This is a genomic window from Fictibacillus sp. BK138 (genome assembly GCF_004216955.1).
GTDB lineage: Bacteria > Bacillota > Bacilli > Bacillales > Fictibacillaceae > Fictibacillus.
The window spans coordinates 40,131-60,227 of the sequence record NZ_SGXL01000005.1; the positions used below are offsets into that span (position 1 = coordinate 40,131).

Annotated in this window: 22 protein-coding genes, 1 rRNA gene and 2 other annotated features (1 of these 25 cut by a window edge); all 23 genes read right to left on the reverse strand. The window is 42.2% G+C overall.

The features are described from left to right. Positions 1–69 (reverse strand) — a sequence feature (ribosomal protein L10 leader region) (it extends 86 nt beyond the left edge of the window). 45 nt (positions 70–114) lie between these two features. After that, on the reverse strand, positions 115–816 hold the full coding sequence (gene rplA / locus EV282_RS19305; RefSeq protein ID WP_077365490.1) for a 50S ribosomal protein L1: 702 nt from the start codon (positions 814–816) through the stop codon (positions 115–117). 164 nt (positions 817–980) lie between these two features. Continuing rightward, a complete protein-coding gene (gene rplK / locus EV282_RS19310; protein ID WP_066285502.1) occupies positions 981–1,406 on the reverse strand; it encodes a 50S ribosomal protein L11 in 426 nt (141 codons plus the stop codon). Between the two features lie 167 nt (positions 1,407–1,573). After that, on the reverse strand, positions 1,574–2,110 hold the full coding sequence (nusG, locus tag EV282_RS19315; RefSeq protein WP_066285499.1) for a transcription termination/antitermination protein NusG: 537 nt from the start codon (positions 2,108–2,110) through the stop codon (positions 1,574–1,576). Positions 2,111–2,186: 76 nt separating this feature from the next. Further along, a complete protein-coding gene (secE, locus tag EV282_RS19320) occupies positions 2,187–2,393 on the reverse strand; it encodes a preprotein translocase subunit SecE (protein ID WP_066285497.1) in 207 nt (68 codons plus the stop codon). 57 nt (positions 2,394–2,450) lie between these two features. Further along, on the reverse strand, positions 2,451–2,600 hold the full coding sequence (rpmG, locus tag EV282_RS19325) for a 50S ribosomal protein L33 (RefSeq protein ID WP_077365486.1): 150 nt from the start codon (positions 2,598–2,600) through the stop codon (positions 2,451–2,453). Between the two features lie 159 nt (positions 2,601–2,759). Then, the gene (locus tag EV282_RS20635) at positions 2,760–2,891 is read right to left on the reverse strand and encodes a hypothetical protein (protein WP_278043793.1); all 132 of its coding nucleotides are present in this window, start codon (positions 2,889–2,891) and stop codon (positions 2,760–2,762) included. Between the two features lie 117 nt (positions 2,892–3,008). Beyond that, positions 3,009–3,659: an RNA polymerase sporulation sigma factor SigH gene (gene sigH / locus EV282_RS19330; RefSeq protein WP_066285495.1), complete on the reverse strand. Its 651-nt coding sequence runs from the start codon at positions 3,657–3,659 to the stop codon at positions 3,009–3,011. Between the two features lie 80 nt (positions 3,660–3,739). Continuing rightward, complete coding sequence (locus EV282_RS19335; protein ID WP_130297472.1) at positions 3,740–4,258, reverse strand: NYN domain-containing protein; 519 nt, start codon at positions 4,256–4,258, stop codon at positions 3,740–3,742. After that, complete coding sequence (gene rlmB / locus EV282_RS19340) at positions 4,255–5,019, reverse strand: 23S rRNA (guanosine(2251)-2'-O)-methyltransferase RlmB (RefSeq protein WP_130297473.1); 765 nt, start codon at positions 5,017–5,019, stop codon at positions 4,255–4,257. Before rlmB ends, EV282_RS19335 begins: the two co-directional genes overlap by 4 nt. 17 nt (positions 5,020–5,036) lie before the next feature. Beyond that, the gene (locus tag EV282_RS20460) at positions 5,037–5,435 is read right to left on the reverse strand and encodes a Mini-ribonuclease 3 (RefSeq protein ID WP_130297474.1); all 399 of its coding nucleotides are present in this window, start codon (positions 5,433–5,435) and stop codon (positions 5,037–5,039) included. Next, a complete protein-coding gene (gene cysS, locus EV282_RS19350; RefSeq protein WP_130297475.1) occupies positions 5,436–6,839 on the reverse strand; it encodes a cysteine--tRNA ligase in 1,404 nt (467 codons plus the stop codon). Further along, on the reverse strand, positions 6,839–7,486 hold the full coding sequence (gene cysE / locus EV282_RS19355) for a serine O-acetyltransferase (protein WP_130297476.1): 648 nt from the start codon (positions 7,484–7,486) through the stop codon (positions 6,839–6,841). The genes cysS and cysE overlap by 1 nt, the downstream gene beginning before the upstream one ends. A gap of 273 nt (positions 7,487–7,759) precedes the next feature. Further along, positions 7,760–7,995 (reverse strand) — a binding site (T-box leader). Between the two features lie 56 nt (positions 7,996–8,051). After that, complete coding sequence (gene gltX / locus EV282_RS19360) at positions 8,052–9,521, reverse strand: glutamate--tRNA ligase (protein WP_130297477.1); 1,470 nt, start codon at positions 9,519–9,521, stop codon at positions 8,052–8,054. Between the two features lie 35 nt (positions 9,522–9,556). After that, positions 9,557–10,030 (reverse strand): 2-C-methyl-D-erythritol 2,4-cyclodiphosphate synthase, encoded by a 474-nt coding sequence (gene ispF / locus EV282_RS19365; RefSeq protein WP_130297478.1) that lies wholly within the window; start codon positions 10,028–10,030, stop codon positions 9,557–9,559. Further along, positions 10,027–10,722 carry a 2-C-methyl-D-erythritol 4-phosphate cytidylyltransferase gene (gene ispD, locus EV282_RS19370; RefSeq protein ID WP_130297479.1) on the reverse strand — a complete coding sequence of 232 codons (696 nt, stop codon included), beginning with the start codon at positions 10,720–10,722 and terminating at the stop codon, positions 10,027–10,029. The genes ispF and ispD overlap by 4 nt, the downstream gene beginning before the upstream one ends. A 19-nt stretch (positions 10,723–10,741) precedes the next feature. Then, a complete protein-coding gene (locus tag EV282_RS19375; RefSeq protein WP_130297480.1) occupies positions 10,742–11,833 on the reverse strand; it encodes a PIN/TRAM domain-containing protein in 1,092 nt (363 codons plus the stop codon). A gap of 73 nt (positions 11,834–11,906) precedes the next feature. Then, positions 11,907–12,980 (reverse strand): DNA integrity scanning diadenylate cyclase DisA, encoded by a 1,074-nt coding sequence (gene disA, locus EV282_RS19380; protein ID WP_077365465.1) that lies wholly within the window; start codon positions 12,978–12,980, stop codon positions 11,907–11,909. 8 nt (positions 12,981–12,988) lie between these two features. Next, positions 12,989–14,362, reverse strand: a complete 1,374-nt coding sequence (gene radA / locus EV282_RS19385; RefSeq protein ID WP_130297481.1) for a DNA repair protein RadA — start codon at positions 14,360–14,362, stop codon at positions 12,989–12,991. 283 nt (positions 14,363–14,645) lie between these two features. Continuing rightward, entirely contained in the window at positions 14,646–17,066 is a 2,421-nt protein-coding gene (gene clpC / locus EV282_RS19390) for an ATP-dependent protease ATP-binding subunit ClpC (protein WP_077365461.1), read from the reverse strand. A gap of 14 nt (positions 17,067–17,080) precedes the next feature. Then, positions 17,081–18,151, reverse strand: coding sequence for a protein arginine kinase (locus EV282_RS19395; protein ID WP_130297482.1), 1,071 nt, complete (start codon positions 18,149–18,151; stop codon positions 17,081–17,083). Positions 18,152–18,155: 4 nt separating this feature from the next. Continuing rightward, a complete protein-coding gene (locus tag EV282_RS19400; RefSeq protein WP_130297483.1) occupies positions 18,156–18,689 on the reverse strand; it encodes a UvrB/UvrC motif-containing protein in 534 nt (177 codons plus the stop codon). 36 nt (positions 18,690–18,725) lie between these two features. Then, on the reverse strand, positions 18,726–19,193 hold the full coding sequence (locus tag EV282_RS19405; RefSeq protein ID WP_066285464.1) for a CtsR family transcriptional regulator: 468 nt from the start codon (positions 19,191–19,193) through the stop codon (positions 18,726–18,728). An 811-nt stretch (positions 19,194–20,004) separates the two neighbouring features. Continuing rightward, positions 20,005–20,097 (reverse strand): 5S ribosomal RNA (gene rrf, locus EV282_RS19410); the annotation flags it as partial.

Sequence of the window (20,097 nt, forward strand, 5' to 3'; positions counted from 1 at the left end):
CTTCACCTCGGCAGGAAAGTTTTAAGCCAAGTTGGCTCCTGCTGTCTACGGCATTCATCTGATGCATTTGTGTTTAACAGTATATAATATAACGGGTCAAAACCCGTTTGTCAACTATCGTTTTACAGAGAAAGAAGTTGGATTAACTTTGATCCCAGGTCCCATAGTAGAAGAGATAGCTACATTCTTCATGTAAGTTCCCTTTGCAGCTGCAGGCTTAACTTTTAACAATGTTTCGATGATTGTTGAAAGGTTTTCTGCAAGCTTATCAGCTTCGAAAGATACTTTACCGATTGGAACGTGTACGTTACCCGTTTTATCAACACGGTATTCTACTTTACCAGCTTTGATTTCGTTAACCGCTTTTTCTACTTCAAATGTAACTGTTCCTGTTTTAGGGTTTGGCATTAAGCCTTTAGGTCCTAGAACACGTCCAAGTTTACCAACTTCAGCCATCATGTCAGGAGTTGCAACGATTACGTCGAACTCGAACCAGCCTTGTTGGATTTTGTTGATGTAGTCAGAATCTCCAACGTGATCTGCTCCAGCAGCTTCTGCTTCTTTCGCCTTTTCGCCTTTAGCGAAAACTAATACACGTTGTGTTTTACCAGTTCCGTTTGGAAGCACTACTGCTCCACGAACTTGCTGGTCAGCTTTCTTAGTGTCTACTCCTAAACGAACTGCAACTTCTACAGACTCGTCAAACTTAGCAGGAGCAGCTTTCTTAACTAGCTCAATAGCCTCTGCAGGCTCATATGCTTTTGTGCGGTCTACTAATTTAGCCGCTTCTTGGTACTTCTTACCTTTGTTTGCCATTTGTTTTGTCCTCCTTATGTGGTTTAGCGGATATTCCTCCCACTTATTGCACTCGAATTTGTCGAGTACAACTCACGCGCTTTGCATGAATAAAGGTTGCGAACCGTGATTAACGGCAGGATCTCATCCATTTACTCGCAACCTAATATACATCAGGCATGGAATTAGTCTTCGATAACAATTCCCATGCTGCGTGCTGTACCTTCAACCATACGCATTGCAGCTTCAACGCTAGCAGCGTTTAGGTCAGGCATTTTTGATTCTGCGATTTCGCGAACTTTATCACGCTTTACAGTCGCAACTTTTTTCTTGTTTGGCTCACCTGAACCTGACTCGATTCCCGCAGCTTTCTTTAAAAGAACAGCAGCCGGAGGAGTTTTAGTGATGAATGTAAATGAACGGTCTTCGAAAACCGTGATTTCAACCGGAATGATTAAACCAGCTTGATCAGCAGTACGAGCGTTGAATTCTTTACAGAATCCCATGATGTTTACCCCAGCTTGTCCTAGTGCAGGTCCAACTGGCGGTGCCGGGTTTGCTTTACCAGCAGGGATTTGCAATTTCACCATTTTAATAACCTTTTTAGCCACGCGACACACCTCCTTAAGTCCGTGATGTGGTATTATGGGCCGAAACCCTCCCACTCAAAAATACGCTTCCCCTCCTAAAAGAGAAGAAGCAGTTGATTAGAAATATCAAACATAAAAAATTCTATCACCTTTTTAAAGTGATTACAAGTCTTTTTCCATTATTGCTGTTAACTTAACTTGCTGACTTGGTTAAACTCGAGTTCAACAGGTGTTTCACGGCCGAACATGTTAACGTGAACCTTCAGCTTGCGTTTTGTTGCATCGATCTCTTCAATCGTTCCAACAAAGTCAGCAAAAGGACCTTCTTTCACTTTTACAGATTCCTTAATTTCGAAATCCACTTCAACGCGCGGCGCTTCCATACCCATACCTTTAAGAATATGTTCTACTTCCTCAGGCAATAGCGCCGTTGGTTTTGAACCCGCACCAGCAGAACCGACAAATCCAGTTACACCCGGTGTATTACGTACAACGTACCAAGAATCATCTGTCATGATCATTTCTGTCAGTACATAACCAGGGAAAACTTTTTTCATGCTTGTTTTTGTCTTGCCGTTCTTTGTTTCGGTCTCTTCTTCTACAGGTACAAGTACACGGAAAATTTTATCTGTCATCCCCATAGATTCTAAACGTTTTTCCAAGTTTGCTTTTACCTTGTTTTCATAACCTGAATAGGTATGAACTACGTACCAATTTTTTTCCATACGATGGGACCCGTGTCCTTTCCCTCCTAAAATGGATAATACTCTAGCATTCTATCCAAAAGAAGATGTATCTAATCTACCCTAAAATAAGCTCTACGATTTGTGAAATCCCTAGATCCACAACCCAGAAGAACAAAGCCATAATTACAACAGTTGACAGTACAATCCCCGTGTAGCGAAACAGTTCTTTTCGCTTAGGCCAGCTTACGCGCTTCATTTCCTTATTAACATCAGAAAGAAACTTTGCTGGTGATTTTTTTGTCTTTTCTGCAACATCCGCCATCTTCATAAACCCCCATGCCTTTAATTCATTCAAACATTTATAAAAAAGCTTGCTCGCTTACTTCGTTTCCTGGTGAATGGTATGAGCGTTGCAGTAGCTGCAAAACTTCTTAACCTCGACTCGTTCAGGATTGTTTTGCTGGTTCTTCATCGTTGTATAATTCCGTTTTGAGCATTGTTTACAGGCTAAAAATACTTTTTTTCTCATGCTAAATAAACACCTTTCGTGCGACAAACCCACTCATCCACGTTACAATGTTACTTTTAAAACATTAACATAGGGGTATAAGCTTGTCAATAAAGGGAAAAAGGACTAGAATGAATGATTTTGTCTAATCTAGCAGGCTTTGGACTTATCGCATTTTGATCATGCTTTTACGGTACGTGTTTTTTTATTTATTACACGTTCACGCAGAAATAGGGAAGTTCCACGCGATACACTATCACTTTCACGCAAAACTCCTGCCGTTTCACGCAGAATGAGCTTCGTTCCACGCATGATACCTTCACTTTCACCCAATAGCCTTTAATTCTGTATATAACTTCATTTAAAATCGAACATCTTTCTGCTCAATTGAGCCCAAATACACAAAAAAGCAGGGATAGACCCTGCTTTTTAAGAAGTTATTTCCCTTAGTTCTAGATACCGCTCTAATTTACGCTTCACTCTCTGAAGTGCGTTATCAATTGATTTCACATGTCTGTCAAGATCCACTGAGATTTCTTGATAGGATCTTCCGTCAAGGTACAGCATAAGAACCTTGCGTTCGAGGTCACTTAAGATTTCTCCCATCTTCACTTCGATATCATCAAATTCTTCCTGATTGATGATGAGTTCTTCCGGGTCAGTGACTTTTGTACCGCAAATAACATCCATTAGTGTACGATCGGACTCTTCATCATAGATGGGCTTGTCCAATGATACATATGAATTCAACGGAATATGCTTTTGTCTTGTTGCTGTTTTGATAGCAGTGATCATTTGCCTCGTAATACAGAGTTCGGCAAAAGCTTTAAAGGATGACAGCTTGTCCTCTTTAAAATCACGAATTGCTTTATAAAGCCCAATCATACCTTCTTGAATGATATCTTCACGGTCTGCACCGATTAAAAAGTATGACCTCGCCTTAGCACGAACGAAGTTTTTATATTTATTGATTAAATATTCTAACGCTGCACTGTCTCCCTCATGAACCAGTTCCACAAGGCTTTCATCTTCCATTAGCTCGTAATCGCTTACTGACAGTTCCTTGAGATCTATGTTCACGACAAATCCCCCCGACCAGGTTTTTACCGGCAAAATATAGCAATATTATACTTCATAGTTCACAAAAGCGTCAACATTCCTTATTTTTGCCCTCTTCTCCATCTTTCAAATATTTCGGCAATTTCATCCGAAAGATGTATAGAGGAAGAGCTTTGTCGGCGTTTTCTCTCGCCTACGGAGACATGAATCTGTTTTTGGATCTCATCCATTTCGTTCTTTAACTCTCGGGCAGATTTCCTTAATGCACCTTTGCCAAATATCTGCCATTGTTCTGTAGAATCTGATGTCGCAACATATATACGGGTTTCTATCGATTTCAATTCCCCTACCAGCCGTTCAATCCGCTCATCGGCTGTTTCGTTCTCACGTGTGAAAATAACATCTACCCGGTAATTTTTTGTCTTTTTTTCAGTACCCGGGGAGAGATGGGCATCAAATACAACGATTACTTGATACCCTGTCGAGCCCTGGTACTCTGCCATATATTCAATCAGCAGATCTCTTGCTTTTGCAAAATCGGAAGTTTTTAAGCCCCGGAGTTCGGGCCACGCGCCAATGATGTTGTACCCGTCAACAATCAAATAATGGCGTGTTCTCATTTTTTCAATTCTAGTGGATTTCGGCCGCGGTATACCTCGTACATTAAAAGACTGGCAGCGACCGATGCATTGAGTGATGTTACCTTGCCCTTCATTGGCAGCCGGACTAGAAAATCACATGTTTCTGAAACGAGTCTTCCCATCCCTTTTCCTTCACTTCCGATTACAAGACCTAAAGGCATGTCCCATTTCGCCTGGCGGTAATCATCTGTACCTTTCATATCTGCTCCCGCAAACCACATGCCTCTTTCCTTCAGGTCCTTCATCGTCTGCACAAGGTTTGTTACACGTACAACAGGGATGTATTCAATTGCACCTGTTGATGCCTTTGCAACTGTTGCAGTTAATCCTACAGATCGTCTTTTCGGAATAATGATTCCATGTGCTCCAACAGCATCAGCGGTACGCATGATCGATCCTAGGTTATGCGGATCTTCAAGCTCGTCTAATAAAATAAAGAAAGGCTCTTCACCGCGTTCCTCAGCTAGTTTAAACAAATCATCGATATCAGCATATGTGTATGCTGCTACACCAGCGACAACGCCTTGGTGATTTCCTCCCCCGCTAAGGGAATCGAGTTTTTGTTTCGGGACATATTGAACGAGTACATTTTGCTTTTTAGCCATTGAAACAATCGTGCTAACCGGTCCTTTCTGCGAACCCTCACCTACAAAAATTTTATTAATATCTCGGCCGGAGCGCAGTACCTCCATCACCGGATTTCTGCCTATAATCAGTTCTTGCTCTTTTTCTTCACTCATCTTCAGCCTTCCCCCTCTCAATCTTGTTTGTCTGGTAAAACAGTTTTCATTAATGCTTTGAGCCGCTCATGCTCGTTCAGCAAATATAAATAGCCGATAATCGCCTCAAAGCTCGTTGCATGCCTGTATGTCTGTACATCCGTATTTTTCGGAACCGTCCCTTGATTAGCGTTGCGCCCTCGTTTGATGACTGCAACTTCCTCTTCCGTAAAAAAGTTTTCTTCTAGCAAGTGAACGACCATGCCTGCCTGAGCTTTGGCAGATACATACTTTGTTGCAGATACATGAAGCTTATTCGGTTTGACCTGTCCGTTGCGTATTAGATGCTCACGTACGAATTGCTCCATTACTGCATCACCCATATAGGCAAGCGTGGTCCCATTCAGTTGTTTGATGTCTGCATCAGATAGTTTCATCTACTTATCTCTTTTCCACCGGACACCTTGTGCGGTATCTTCCAGAATGATGTTCTGCTCTTTTAGCAGATCGCGAATTTCGTCGGCACGAGAGAAGTTCTTGTCTTTGCGCGCCTGATTTCTTTCTTCAATTAGTGCTTCGATCTGTTCGTCTAAAAGCTCTTCTTCTTTTTGAAGCGTCAGTCCTAATACTCCTGCAAGCTCATCGAACAAATGGATGAAATCAGTAATGACAGATTTTGAAGTGTTCTTTTCCTGCAAGTACACGTTCGCTTCTTTTGAAAAATCGAACAGGATGGAAATCGCGTTAGCCGTATTAAAATCATCATCCATATCTGTGATAAACTTGGCTCTTGTGTCTTCGATCACTTTTGCCCATTTTTCGTTTTCTTCAGCCAAATCAGCTGTAACAGTCAGACGGTGTTTCAAGTTTTCATAAGCTGTTCTGATTCGGTTCAAGCTCGTTTCCGCCACTTCCAGTAGTTCCTGGCTGAAGTTGATCGGGTTGCGGTAGTGAACAGCCAGCATGAAGAACCGGATAACTTGTGGATCCTGTTCTCTGACAAGGTCATGAACTAGCACGAAATTGCCGAGTGACTTGGACATTTTTTCATTATCTATATTAATATACCCATTATGCATCCAATACTTAGCCATCGGAGCTTCATTCAATGCCTCGGATTGTGCAATCTCATTTTCATGATGCGGGAATGCAAGGTCCTGTCCGCCTCCATGTATATCGATGGAATCACCAAGATATTTCTTAGCCATAGCCGAGCACTCAATATGCCAACCCGGGCGTCCTTTGCCCCAAGGACTCTCCCAATAGATCTCCCCTTCTTTCGCTGCTTTCCAAAGCGCGAAATCAAGCGGGTCTTCTTTTTTCTCTCCGACTTCAATTCTTGCGCCTGATTTCAAGTCATCGATAGATTGATGGGAAAGCTTGCCGTAGCCGTCAAAAGAACGTGTTTTAAAATAAACATCCCCTGCTGCCTCGTATGCAAATCCTTTTTTAATCAGATTCTCGATAAAGTCAATAATCTCAGGCATCGTTTCTGTTACACGCGGATGTGCATCTGCTTTTTGAACTCCAAGCGCGCACGTATCTTCGTGATAAGCATTTATGAATTTTTCAGCGATCGTCGGGACATCGCTGCCCATTTCGTTAGCTGCTTTAATCAGCTTGTCATCAACATCCGTAAAGTTGGAGATAAATTGAACATCATATCCTCTGTATTCCAGATATCTTCTGACGGTATCAAAAACGATAGCCGGACGCGCATTGCCGATGTGAATGTAATTGTATACAGTAGGTCCGCAAACATACATCTTTACTTTGCCTTCTTCTAAAGGTACGAACAGTTCTTTTTGGCGCGTCATCGTGTTAAAAATTTTAATGCTCATTAAGATTCACTCCCTCTTTTCATTCTTTCCAATTCTTCACATAACTTTTTCATTTCGAGCTGCATTTCTCTGAACTTATCAGCTACCGGATCTGGCAGGTCTCGGTGATCTAGTTCACATCCCACTTTGATCCCGTCTTTAATGACGACTTTTCCTGGTATACCGACTACAGTTGCGTTTGGCGGTACGTTTTGTAAAACAACTGAACCCGCTCCAACCTTTGAATTTTTCCCAATGGTAATATTCCCTAAGACCTTTGCTCCTGTGGCAACAAGAACATGATCTTCAAGTGTCGGATGCCGTTTTCCTTTTTCCTTTCCGGTCCCGCCGAGTGTAACACCTTGATAGATGGTTACATCATTGCCGATGATACACGTCTCACCGATTACGACTCCCATACCGTGATCAATAAAGAATCTTCTTCCGATTTGTGCTCCAGGATGGATTTCAATACCAGTGAAAAATCGGCTGATCTGAGAGATCACACGGGCTAAAAACAGCAGTCTGCGCTTAAATAATTTGTGTGCCAGTCTATGTGCCCAGACGGCATGCAGCCCTGAGTATGTTAAGATCACTTCCAACGAACTTCTTGCGGCTGGATCTTTTTCAAATACAACACGAATGTCTTCTTTTATGGCTGAAAACATGCTTCTCAACCTCCTTGCAAAAAAATTTAAACCTTTTTAGTAAACTATGTTGCTCTTGTAAGTGGTTGATTTCCGCTCCAGGTACTCGCTTTCCGCGGGGCGGGCGGTGAGCCTCCTGGCGCTTTGCGCCCTCAGGAGTCTCACCTGTCCCACTCGTCCCGCAGGAGTCTCGCACCTTGCGCTCCAATCAACTGCTCCGAAGTTTTATGAAAGCTGACCAGCTGCACTTTTTAGAAAAAATCTAAAAATAAAAAACGCCCCTGTGCCGAATGACACAGAGACGCTGAATTAGACGCGGTTCCACTCTGTTTAACAGGTACATTTAATAAACTTCACTACCTGTTCCCTTGATCTCCGTAACGGGGAGCTGCCGCCTATGCCTACTTCTGTTTCAGCACGGGACTCCGAGGGGCACTTCAGCAGGCATTTCTCATAAACCACTTTCAGCCGGTGATGGTTCTCTCTAATATGAAAAGGCGCCAGCCTACTTTCCTCATCTGCGTTTTAGTCTTTAAAAATAAGTTTCTTTTACTATATTATAATCTTTGCAAAATGTGTACTTTTATTACTTATTAATTTTTGCGATCACAGCATTTAGGCGTTTAACAATAACGTCTTTCCCTAAAAGAGAAACTGCTGCAGGCAGATCTGGACCGTGCGTCTGTCCTGTTGTGGCAACACGGATCGGCATGAATAGGTTCTTTCCTTTTTGTCCTGTTTCCTTTTGTACTGCCTTCATCATCGCTTTAATATCTTCTGCTTCAAACGATTCACTGTTTTCAACCTGAGCTAAGAAAGCCTCCATAACAGACGGAACACCTTCGCCTTGAAGAACTTCTAGTGCTTCACCTTCATACTCAATCTCTTCTTTAAAGAAAAGTTCAGTTAGATCTACGATTTCTGCACCATAGCTCATCTTTTCCTGGTGAAGAGCTACAAGGCGTGTTACCCACTCTTGCTCATCGGCACTAAGGTTCTCTGAGATTCTTCCTGCTTTTATTAGATGAGGCAAGCAAAGGTCAACGATTCGTTCAACGTCCTGCTTTTTCATGTACTGGTTGTTCAGCCATTCAAGCTTTTGCGTATCGAAAACAGCAGGTGCCTTTGACAAGCGATTCGGATCAAAAATCTCAATAAACTCTTCACGGCTGAAGATTTCTTCTTCTCCGCCCGGTGACCAGCCTAATAATGCGATAAAGTTGAACAGAGCTTCAGGAAGATAACCTAGATCCTTATACTGCTCAATGAATTGAACGATAGATTCGTCACGCTTGCTTAACTTCTTGCGGTTTTCGTTCACGATTAGTGTCGTGTGTCCGAACTTGGGGTGTTCAAAGCCAAGTGCGTTGTAGATTAAAAGCTGCTTAGGTGTATTTGAAATATGGTCATCTCCACGTAATACATGAGAGATCGCCATTTCGTGATCATCGATTACTACCGCGTAGTTATACGTTGGTATACCGTCCTTTTTTACGATAACAAAATCGCCAAACCCGCTTGATTCAAAGGAAACTTCTCCTTTTACCATATCGTCGAACGTAATCGTCTGGTCTTGAGGAACTAAGAAACGAATACTCGGCTTGCGTCCCTCAGCTTCTAATGCAGCACGGTCTTCATCTGAAAGATTGCGGCAGCGTCCGTCATAAACAGGTGTATCACCTTTTGCCATCTGCTCTTCACGGGAAGCTTCCAGTTCTTCTTCCGTACAATAACACTTATACGCTAGGTCTTTTGAAAGAAGCTCATCCGTGTATTTTTGATAAAGATCTAAGCGCTCCATCTGACGATAAGGACCATAATTTCCACCGATATCAACACTTTCGTCCCAATCCATGCCAAGCCATTTTAGATGGTCCAGCTGACTTTCTTCACCGCCCTGAATATTTCGCTTTTGGTCTGTGTCTTCAATTCTGATAATAAATTTCCCGCCTGTGTGACGTGCATATAAATAATTAAAAAGAGCAGCACGTGCATTACCTATATGTAAATGTCCTGTAGGACTTGGTGCATAGCGCACTCGAACTTCATTTGCCATCCTGTTCACCTCTAAAAGTTTTGTTTAACTAATCTTTACTTCTCGATTAAAACGACCGCTTGAGCCGCAATTCCTTCTTCTCTGCCTGGAAAACCTAATTTTTCTGTCGTGGTCGCCTTCACATTGATTTGATCGGCATCCACTTCAAAAATACCTGCAATAACGCTTCTCATCTCTTCAATGTAAGGAAGCATTTTGGGTTTTTGGGCGATAATCGTGCAATCTATATTTCCTAAGCGGTACCCTTTTTTCTCGACCAGCTTCCAGGAATCTAATAATAAACGCTTTGAATCTGCACCCTTATAGGCAGGGTCCGTGTCAGGGAAATGCTTGCCGATATCCCCTTCACCTGCAGCCCCAAGCAATGCGTCTGTTATCGCATGCAAAAGAACGTCTGCATCAGAATGTCCCAAAAGTCCTTTTTCATAAGGTATCGTAACTCCGCCAATAATTAAAGGCCGTCCTTCACAAAATGCGTGGACATCAAACCCTTGGCCTATGCGCATCATGCTTTTTCCCCCTGTCTATCCAGCAAGATGGCTTGTCCAAACAACAAGTCATCAGACGTAGTTAATTTTATATTATGATAGTCTCCCATTACAATAGCGACTGTATGTCCAATTCGTTCCACCAGGCTTGCATCGTCCGTTCCAAGATATTGTTCGGCAGCAGCTTTTTCATGCGCTTCTTTTACGATAGAAAGACGAAAAGCTTGCGGGGTTTGAACAGCCCACAAGCTGGAACGGTCGATCGTTTCTACCACCTGATTTTGCACAGCCCGCTTCACCGTATCCTTTACAGGTACAGCTAAAACAGCCGAACCTGTTTCAGCCGCATTTTCTACGAGCTGGCTAATGTGGTAATGCGTAATAAAAGGTCGTGCAGCATCATGTATGAGGACAAGCTCTGCATCTTCCGGAACTTTTTTTAGACCCTCATATACACTCTGCTGCCGTTCACTTCCGCCTGGAACGATTTGGCGCACTTTTGTATATTGGAATGTTTGTACAAAATCTTGCATTTGTTTTAATTCCCGCTCGCTGCCGACAAGAACAATACCCGAACATGCCGGGTCTTTCTCAAAAACATCCAACGTATGTTTTAAAACCGGTTCTCCTAAGAGCTCGATCCATTGTTTTGAAATACCAGCGTTCATTCTTTTGCCTTGTCCGGCTGCAGGAATTACTGTCCAATAATTCACGTGCTTTCCCCACCGTTCATTACAATGCTTTTTCTAGCAGCTTTTTTTTAGCAAAGATCATACGGCCCGCTGATGTTTGAAGTACAGATGTAACAACCACATCAATCGTTTTTCCGACATAGTCTCGTCCATCTTCAACAACGATCATCGTTCCGTCATCAAGATAGCCGACACCCTGATTCTGCTCTTTTCCGTCTTTGATCACTTGAACAACCAGTTCTTCACCAGGAAGAACGACAGGTTTTACCGCGTTGGCAAGATCATTAATGTTAAGAACCGCAACATTCTGCAGCTCACATACTTTATTAAGATTAAAATCATTCGTAACCACTACGCCTGTTAAAAGCTGCGCAAGCTTTACAAGCTTACTGTCTACTTCGGTCACTTCTTCAAAGTCACCTTCATAGATCTCCACTTTCATAGACAGCTCTTTTTGAATACGGTTCAAGATATCTAATCCTCGACGGCCTCTGTTACGTTTCAAAACATCTGACGAATCTGCAATATACTGCAATTCCTCTAAAACGAATCTAGGAATGATCAGCGGACCTTCCAGAAAACCAGTTTGACAGATATCTGCAACACGGCCATCAATAATAACACTCGTATCGAGAATCTTGTATTTTCCTCTAGTCTTTTCAGGTTCTGCTTCCTTCTTCTTCTCTTTGCCTTGGCGGTTCAGAGAGAAGAGCTGAATCAATTCATCTCTCTTTTTGAATCCGACCTGGAACCCAAGATATCCAAGTAAAAAAGTGATAGCGATCGGCAGAATTGAACTTACAACAACGATATCCATGCTGCTTAGCGGCGACTGAATTAAGAATGCAACAATCAATCCAATGATAAGTCCCATCGTACCCGATAAGAGATCAGTTGCAGGGGCCTTTACAACCGTTTCCTCTGCCCAGCGAATCAATCCTACTACATAATCCGACAGCCAAAATGTAGATAAAAATAGTATAAGTGCACCAATTACTGCCCCGACATATGGGGATGTTACTTGAGTCGGCAGATCACCGAAGTTAAGAACACGAATTAAATCTGGAATATAAAGATAGCCGAGCATGCCCCCGATCACTATAAAAAATAATTGAACAATTCTTTTTAGCATGCCTGATTCACCTCCCCTAATCATTATTTACAAAATAATAGTTTTGAAACGTAAAAAATCGTATTTTTAAAAACTAAATATGACGATCTACAAAAAGCTGCTCCTGAATTCGTTTTAATCCTTCTTTTACTTTTCTTGCTCGAATCTCACCAATTCCTTCAACCTCGTCCAACTCATCAATTGAAGCACGCAATATTTGCGGGAGATTTTCGAATGCATCTGTTAAGTTTTCGATAATAACAGATGGCAGTCTTGGTATCTTTGCAAGAATACGGTATCCGCGGGGATGAATGGTTTCATCCTGCATATTCATACCGGCTGAGAAGCCTAAAAGTTTCATAATAACGGACTCGTCGAATAATTCTTCACTTGAAAGCTTATTGAGCTGGCGAAGGATCGCATATGGATCGCTTTCATCGTCCTTCATATAATCTTTGATCAAAAGCAAAGCTTCTTCTTCGATGTTTGAGACGAGCTCTTCCATCTGAATCCTGATCAGTCTGCCTTCAACTCCAAGTTCATTAACATATTTAATTATCTCATTTTTTATGCGTAAAACCATTTCAATTCTGTGAATAACTTGTGTAACTTCCTGGAAAGTCACAAGTTCTTCAAATTCTAGTGCGCCTAGATTGGTCACACTTTGATCAAACACAACCTTATATTTCTCAAGCGTCTGTATCGCCTGGTTCGCTTTCGTTAATATAACGCCTATTTCTTTTAAGGAATACCGAATCATTCCTTGATAGAGCGTGATGACGTTACGTCGCTGTGAAATAGAGATTACAAGGTTGCCTGTCTGACGCGCAACACGCTCTGCTGTTCTATGCCTGATTCCCGTTTCCGTTGAAGGAATAACCGTATCAGGTATAAGCTGCGTGTTCGCAAACAAAATCTTCGCTGCATCTTCGTTTAAAATAATTGCTCCATCCATCTTGGCAAGCTCATATAGAGAAGCAGGTGAATACTTACAGTTTATCGAGAAACCGCCATCGACGATCTCTTTAATTTTATCATTATAGCCAACAACAATCAGTCCGCCTGTATTTGCGCGCAATACGTTATCGATGCCTTCCCGAAGCGGTGTTCCGGGGGCAACAAGCTGCAGCATCTGACTAATGATCGCTTCTTTAATCGCATGATCCATAATATGCTTTACCCTCCTAACGCTGCTTGTAATGCCTCATAAACAGTAGATACACCAACGACTTTTATTCCTTTTGGAACCGTCCAGCCGCCGATATTTTTATCAGGTATAATAGCACGCGTAAATCCTAGCTTTGCTGCTTCATGTACTCGTTGTTCAATACGAGAGACTCTTCGCACTTCCCCCGTCAATCCAATTTCTCCGATCATTACATCCGTTGGCTTTGTAGGTGCATCTCTGAAACTTGACGCGATGCTGATGGCCACAGCAAGATCAATCGCAGGTTCATCTAGCCTTACTCCGCCTGCCACATTTAAATAAGCATCTTGATTCTGAAGCAGCAACCCGACTCTTTTCTCTAAAACAGCCATCAATAGGGATACACGGTTATGATCGATTCCGGTAGCCATCCTTCTAGGGTTTCCAAAACTGGTCGGTGAAATAAGTGCCTGAAGCTCAACAAGCATCGGCCGCGTTCCTTCCAGTGAAGCTACAACTGTAGAGCCTGCAGCTCCCTTTGAACGTTCTTCTAAGAAAATTTCAGAAGGATTCAGTACTTCTTCCAATCCTTCTTCCTTCATCTCAAAAACACCAATCTCGTTCGTTGATCCGAAACGATTCTTAACTGCTCTTAAGATACGAAAAGTATGATGTCTTTCACCTTCAAAATATAATACAGCATCCACCATGTGTTCCAAAAGACGAGGTCCGGCAATTGCACCTTCTTTTGTAACATGTCCAACGATAAATATTGCAATTCCTTTTGTTTTTGCCATTCTCATTAGATGCGATGTACATTCTCGTACTTGTGAAACACTTCCTGGCGCTGAAGTTACTTCAGACCGATAAACGGTTTGAATGGAATCTATGATCATAACAGATGGCATAATGTCGGCCATCGCCTGCTCTATCAGTTCCAAATCCGTTTCTGCTAAAACAAATAAATCTTTTGCCGCGATCTCAAGTCTATCCGCTCTTAACTTTGTTTGTTTAACAGATTCTTCACCAGATATATAGAGAACACGTTCTCCTTTTTGAGCAAGCTGTGCTGATGTCTGAAGGAGAAGCGTTGATTTTCCGATTCCCGGATCTCCGCCAACTAAAACTAAAGAGCCTGGAACAATCCCTCCACCTAAAACACGGTTAAACTCCTGATAATTTGTAGGAATACGAGGTTCCTGCTCACTTTTCACTTCTACGATCGACTGTGGTTTCTGCTTAAGATTCGAATCACCTGAACTTAGTCCTCTTACGTTCTTTTCAGGACGAATCGTTTCTTCCACCATCGTGTTCCAAGCCTGGCAGCCTGGACATTTCCCCATCCATTTTGGAGACTCATAACCGCAATCCTGGCACATAAATATTGATTTTACTTTGGCCATTAAAAAAACTCCTCTTTAACTTCACACCTTAAAACATGATATTTATTCAATCCGAAGCTTTTATATATTAAACAGTTAAATGCTATAAAATAAAAAAATTTATTCAATAATATCATAACATAAAACCTAACAACTCTTTCCATTTACGCTCTGCAAAAAACGGCGAAACGTAAGAATTATTTCGACAAAAACCCGGAGGACATGACTGCCTTCCGGGTTTTTTTGCAAGATATTCTCATTTACTCTATTTAACCGGCCAAAACCGGTCTGTTCATTCATTTACTTACACGGTTTCAACAACAAAGTCGTTCTCTTCAACGTCAATTTTTACCGTTTGCCCTTTGTTGATGTTTCCTTTTAGCAGCTCTTCAGATAATCTATCCTCGATCTTACGCTGAAGTGCTCTTCTAAGTGGGCGCGCTCCATAATCCGGATCATAGCCCTCTTCAGTAATCTTCTCTAGTGCAGCCTGACTGAGCTCAATCTCGATGCCTTGGTCACTCAGACGCTTCTTCAAGGAATCTGCCATGAGACTTACAATTCTTAATAGGTGTTCTTTCTCTAGAGAATGGAAGACGATGATTTCATCGATACGGTTTAAGAACTCTGGACGGAACGCACGTTTTAATTCATCCATTACTTTAGACTTCATATCGTTGTATTTCTGTCCTTCATTGTGAACAGCAAATCCTAGTGAGCGGTTACGTTTTAACGTGCTCGCACCAACGTTTGATGTCATGATCACAACCGTATTTCGGAAGTCGACTGTACGTCCTTTAGAATCTGTCAGACGCCCATCCTCAAGCACTTGAAGCAGAATGTTGAATACTTCTGGATGTGCTTTTTCAATCTCGTCAAGCAAGATAACAGAGTAAGGCTTTCTTCTTACTTTCTCGGTTAACTGTCCGCCTTCTTCATGCCCCACATAACCTGGAGGAGATCCAACAAGCCTTGAAGTAGTATGCTTCTCCATGTACTCAGACATGTCGATGCGGATAATGGCATCTTCGTCTCCGAAAAGTGTTTCAGCAACAGCTCTTGCAAGCTCCGTTTTACCAACACCAGTCGGTCCTAAGAATATGAACGAACCAATCGGGCGCTTAGGATCTTTCAATCCAGCACGAGCTCTTCGAATAGCTTTCGAAATAGCCGTTACTGCTTCGGACTGACCGATTACACGGTCATGAAGAATTTCTTCCATCTTCAAGAGGCGTTCTGTTTCTTCTTCTGCAAGCTTAGAAACCGGCACTCCCGTCCACGAAGATACTACTTGTGCGATATCTTCAGGCGTAACTTCTGTATTTTCTTTCCCTTGCTTCTCTTTCCAAACGTCCTTCGTCTTTTCAAGCTCTTCACGAAGACGCTGTTCTGAGTCACGCAGTGATGCTGCTTTTTCAAACTCCTGGCTTTGAACAGCTGCGTCCTTTTCTTTGCGGACTTCTTCAAGCTTTTGCTCAAGCTCTTTTAAATTTGGCGGAGCTGTGTATGAACGAAGACGTACTTTTGATGCGGCTTCGTCAATTAAGTCGATCGCTTTATCCGGTAAGAAACGGTCTGAGATATAGCGGTCAGATAATGAAACTGATGCTTCGATCGCCTCATCCGTGATGGTTACACGGTGGTGAGCCTCATAGCGGTCACGAAGTCCTTGCAGGATCTGGATACTTTCATCCTTCGTTGGCTCATTAACCGTAATCGGCTGGAAGCGGCGCTCTAACGCTGCATCTTTTTCAATATACTTTCTATATTCATCAAGTGTTGTAGCACCGATACATTGCAGTTCACCACGTGCAAGAGCAGGTTTTAAAATGTTAGATGCATCGATCGCACCTTCTGCTCCGCCTGCACCAATTAATGTGTGAAGTTCGTCAATAAACAGAATGATATTGCCCGCTTGGCGAATTTCATCCATTACCTTTTTCAGACGGTCTTCGAATTCACCTCTGTATTTTGTTCCTGCAACCACCGTACCCATATCAAGCGTCATCACTCGCTTATCACGAAGTGTTTCAGGCACCTCATTATTAATGATCTGTTGTGCTAAACCTTCAGCAATCGCCGTTTTACCTACACCAGGCTCCCCAATCAGCACAGGGTTGTTTTTCGTACGGCGGCTTAACACTTCGATAACACGCTGTATTTCCTTCGCACGCCCGATAACAGGGTCAAGCGAACCATCACGCGCAATTGCTGTCAGATCGCGAGCTAAGCTGTCTAGAGTCGGTGTATTCGCACTGGCAGATGAACCTCTATGGCTTGAAGAAGATTCATTGCTTCCTAACAATTGAAGCACTTGCTGACGCGCTTTGTTCAGACTCACACCAAGGTTGTTCAAGACTCTTGCTGCTACGCCTTCACCTTCACGAATCAATCCTAATAAGATATGTTCTGTTCCAACATACGAGTGTCCTAATTTACGAGCTTCGTCCATTGAAAGCTCAATCACCTTTTTAGCACGCGGTGTATAATGAATCGTTTGAACAGCTTCCTGCCCACGACCGATTAACGTTTCCACTTCTTTTTGAATCTTTTCAGGTCCGAGACCAAGTACTTGGAGAGCTTTTGCCGCAATACCCTCGCCTTCCCTGATCAACCCTAACAAAATATGTTCAGTTCCCACATTGTTATGACCCAATCGAATTGCTTCTTCTTGTGCTAACGCTAATACTTTTTGAGCTCGCTCTGTAAAACGGCCAAACATCATACCCTTCACGCTCCTTATCGGTTTTCCAATTTTATTCTTTCTCTGATTAAAGTGGCTCTTCTTATGTCACGTTCGTCTGGAGTTAGAACTTCACCTGCATATTGTTGAAGAAAACCTGGTTGTGTAAGTATCATAAGTTCATTTAAGATTGTTTTCGAAATACCAGGCAAGATTTCTAAGTCGATGCCAAGCCTTACATCTGATAAGCATTTGGCAGCTTCTTTCGATTGAATAATCCTGCTGTTTTCCAACGTTCCCAATGAACGGTATAACTTATCTTCAAGCTGTAGTTTCAAACCATCCTGCAGCTGCTTTCTTGCAGCACGCTCTTGTTGAATAACCTGCATGACGACACCAGCTAGATCTTCCATTATATCCTCTTCTGACTTGCCTAGTGTCATCTGGTTTGAAATCTGAAAAATATTCCCCTGCGCTTCGGTTCCTTCACCATAAATTCCTCTTACGGCTAATCCAAGCTGATTAATCGCAGGAATAATACGGCTCATTTTCTTTGTCAGAACCAAAGCTGGGAGATGCATCATGACCGAGGCTCTGAGTCCTGTTCCTACATTAGTCGGGCAGCTCGTTAAATATCCTCGCTTTTCGTCAAACGCATAATCTGCATTTCTTTCAATAAAATCATCGATTACATTTGCTTTATGAAGCACTTCTTCCAGTTGAAAACCTGGTGCTAAGCATTGAATGCGGATATGGTCCTCCTCATTTAGCATGATGCTGACCGACTCATCCTGATTCATAAGAACTGCCCCGTATTTTGCTTGTTCAGCAAGATTTGGACTGATGAGGTGTTTCTCAACAAGTACCCGTTTTTCAATCGGTTTTAACTCTTCCATTACCAGCATTTCCAAATTTTCTGCTTCTGGTACATCCTTTTCTTCATTTATGAAAGAAGAAATAGATGAAATCACCTCATGAGCAGATTCTTTGTCTGCTGCGATAGGAAAAACAAACTGCTGAAGATTTCGGGCAAGTCGGACACGGCTTGAGAGAACAATATCTGATTCCGGTCCTTCCCTTTTCATCCAGGGACTGATCGCATCACTGATAAATCGCTCTAGAGACATAAGTTTACGTATCCCTCCCCTGCTGCAAGCGTTGCTCAATCTCTCTTATTTCATCTCTTGTTTCAGCAGCTTTTTCGAATTCCTCATTTAATATATACTGCTGCATGGCTTGCTTTAATTGCTGAAGCTGCTTTTTTTCTTGAATACTGCTTCCCGCCCGTAATGGGATTTTCCCTGCATGCAGCGTATTGCCGCCATGAACCCGTTTGAAGATAGGATTTAATTTGGATTCAAACGCTTTATAGCAATTATCACATCCAAAGCGGCCAATCTTAGCAAACTGGTAATAACTCATTCCGCATTTTTCACAGGCTAACGATGGTGGAATAAAGTTCGATGATGGTGTGTTCGGAACATGTCCATCACCATGCAGAAGACCAGAAAGCAATTGGTGAATGGAAAAGGAATTCGACCCCGGCAGGAATTCTCCTTTTTCTTTAGCACAATGTTCACAAATGTGAAATTCTGTTTTCTCCCCATTTATGATCTTAGTAAAATGCAATGAAGCTTCACGTTCATGGCATTCTTCACAATTCATTCTGCTCCCTCCCTTTATATAGAATGAAAAAAAGGGCTATGTGGTTCTATATTTTAAAGTTTTTATCATAGCTTTTAAAAGTTCTGCTCGCAATTCATCCCGATCCGGAAGATTCAGCTTTAAGATGGAACGGTCCATAACGCTTAACATCAACCTCGCTTCACGTTCACGGACAATGTTTTCTTCCAGTAGTCTCTTAATAACATTTTCTGCGTTACCTTGTGATATCCTTTCACCAATCAAGGTTGTTAAGTGATCGATAAGATGTGCGGAGCTCTCCGTTCGAACTTTCATGATCCGGATATATCCGCCTCCACCTCTTTTACTTTCCACTACAAATCCTTTTTCAACCGTAAATCTCGTGTTGATCACATAATTAATTTGAGAAGGTACGCATTGAAACCTTTCAGCAATATCTGTCCGTTTGATCTCGATGGCCAAATCGTTTGTGCTTGAGAGAATTTGCTTTAAATAATTTTCAATCACATCTGAAATATTCCTCATTTCCCCTCCCCCTTCTGACTTTGACTAACTTTGACTATCCCTTATTATAGCCTGGTTTTTTCCGAAAATGCAAATCTCTATGCCTCCATTATTGCCTCCTGAGTTGTGCTTTAACCTGTATGATTCTGTCGAATATATGGTGGTTTTGGAGGAGGGTTAGTAGGATTTGCTGGTTGTGGTTTTGGGATGTGGGATGGGTTTTTGGGTGGATTGGGTCGAGATTGGACTGGAATAAGTGATGGGTTTGCTTTAGGCTGTAACTTTCTGACAAATAGAATTGGATAAAACGCTGGTGAAGGAACTTATAAATAAAGTTGAAATGTGCAAAGGACTCATAAATCTTGCTGAAGACTCATAAACAGAGTTTTACTTATTAATGATGCTGCTGGAGCACCATTCATTACTTCAAACTTTTTTATACAAAAAAAAGAAGATGGATCTTCATCCATCTTCCTGATTGCCTAGTGACGTCCTACTCTTATGTCTGCTAGTTTTTTTACGGTACGTGTTCTTTTATTTTGTTACACGTTCACGCAAAGATAGGAGGTTTTCACGCAGGTTGGTGAGAGTTTCACGCGATATACACTCTGTTTTACGCAAAATCTCTCTCTTTCCACGCAGAATATCCTTCGTTCCACGCGATAGCTCTTTTCTCACAAGAAAAAACAGCTTTATATGTAGCCTTCCATAGAACAAGCAGCTTGTCATTTTACAGACAGCAGCTCATCTTGGTTGTTTTGATCACTAAAAGATCCTTTTCTTTCTTTTTAAAACAAAAAAAGAAGATGGATCTTCATCCATCTTCCTCATTGCCTAGCGACGTCCTACTCTAACAGGGGGAGACCCCCAACTACCATCGGCGCTGAAGAGCTTAACTTCCGTGTTCGGTATGGGAACGGGTGTG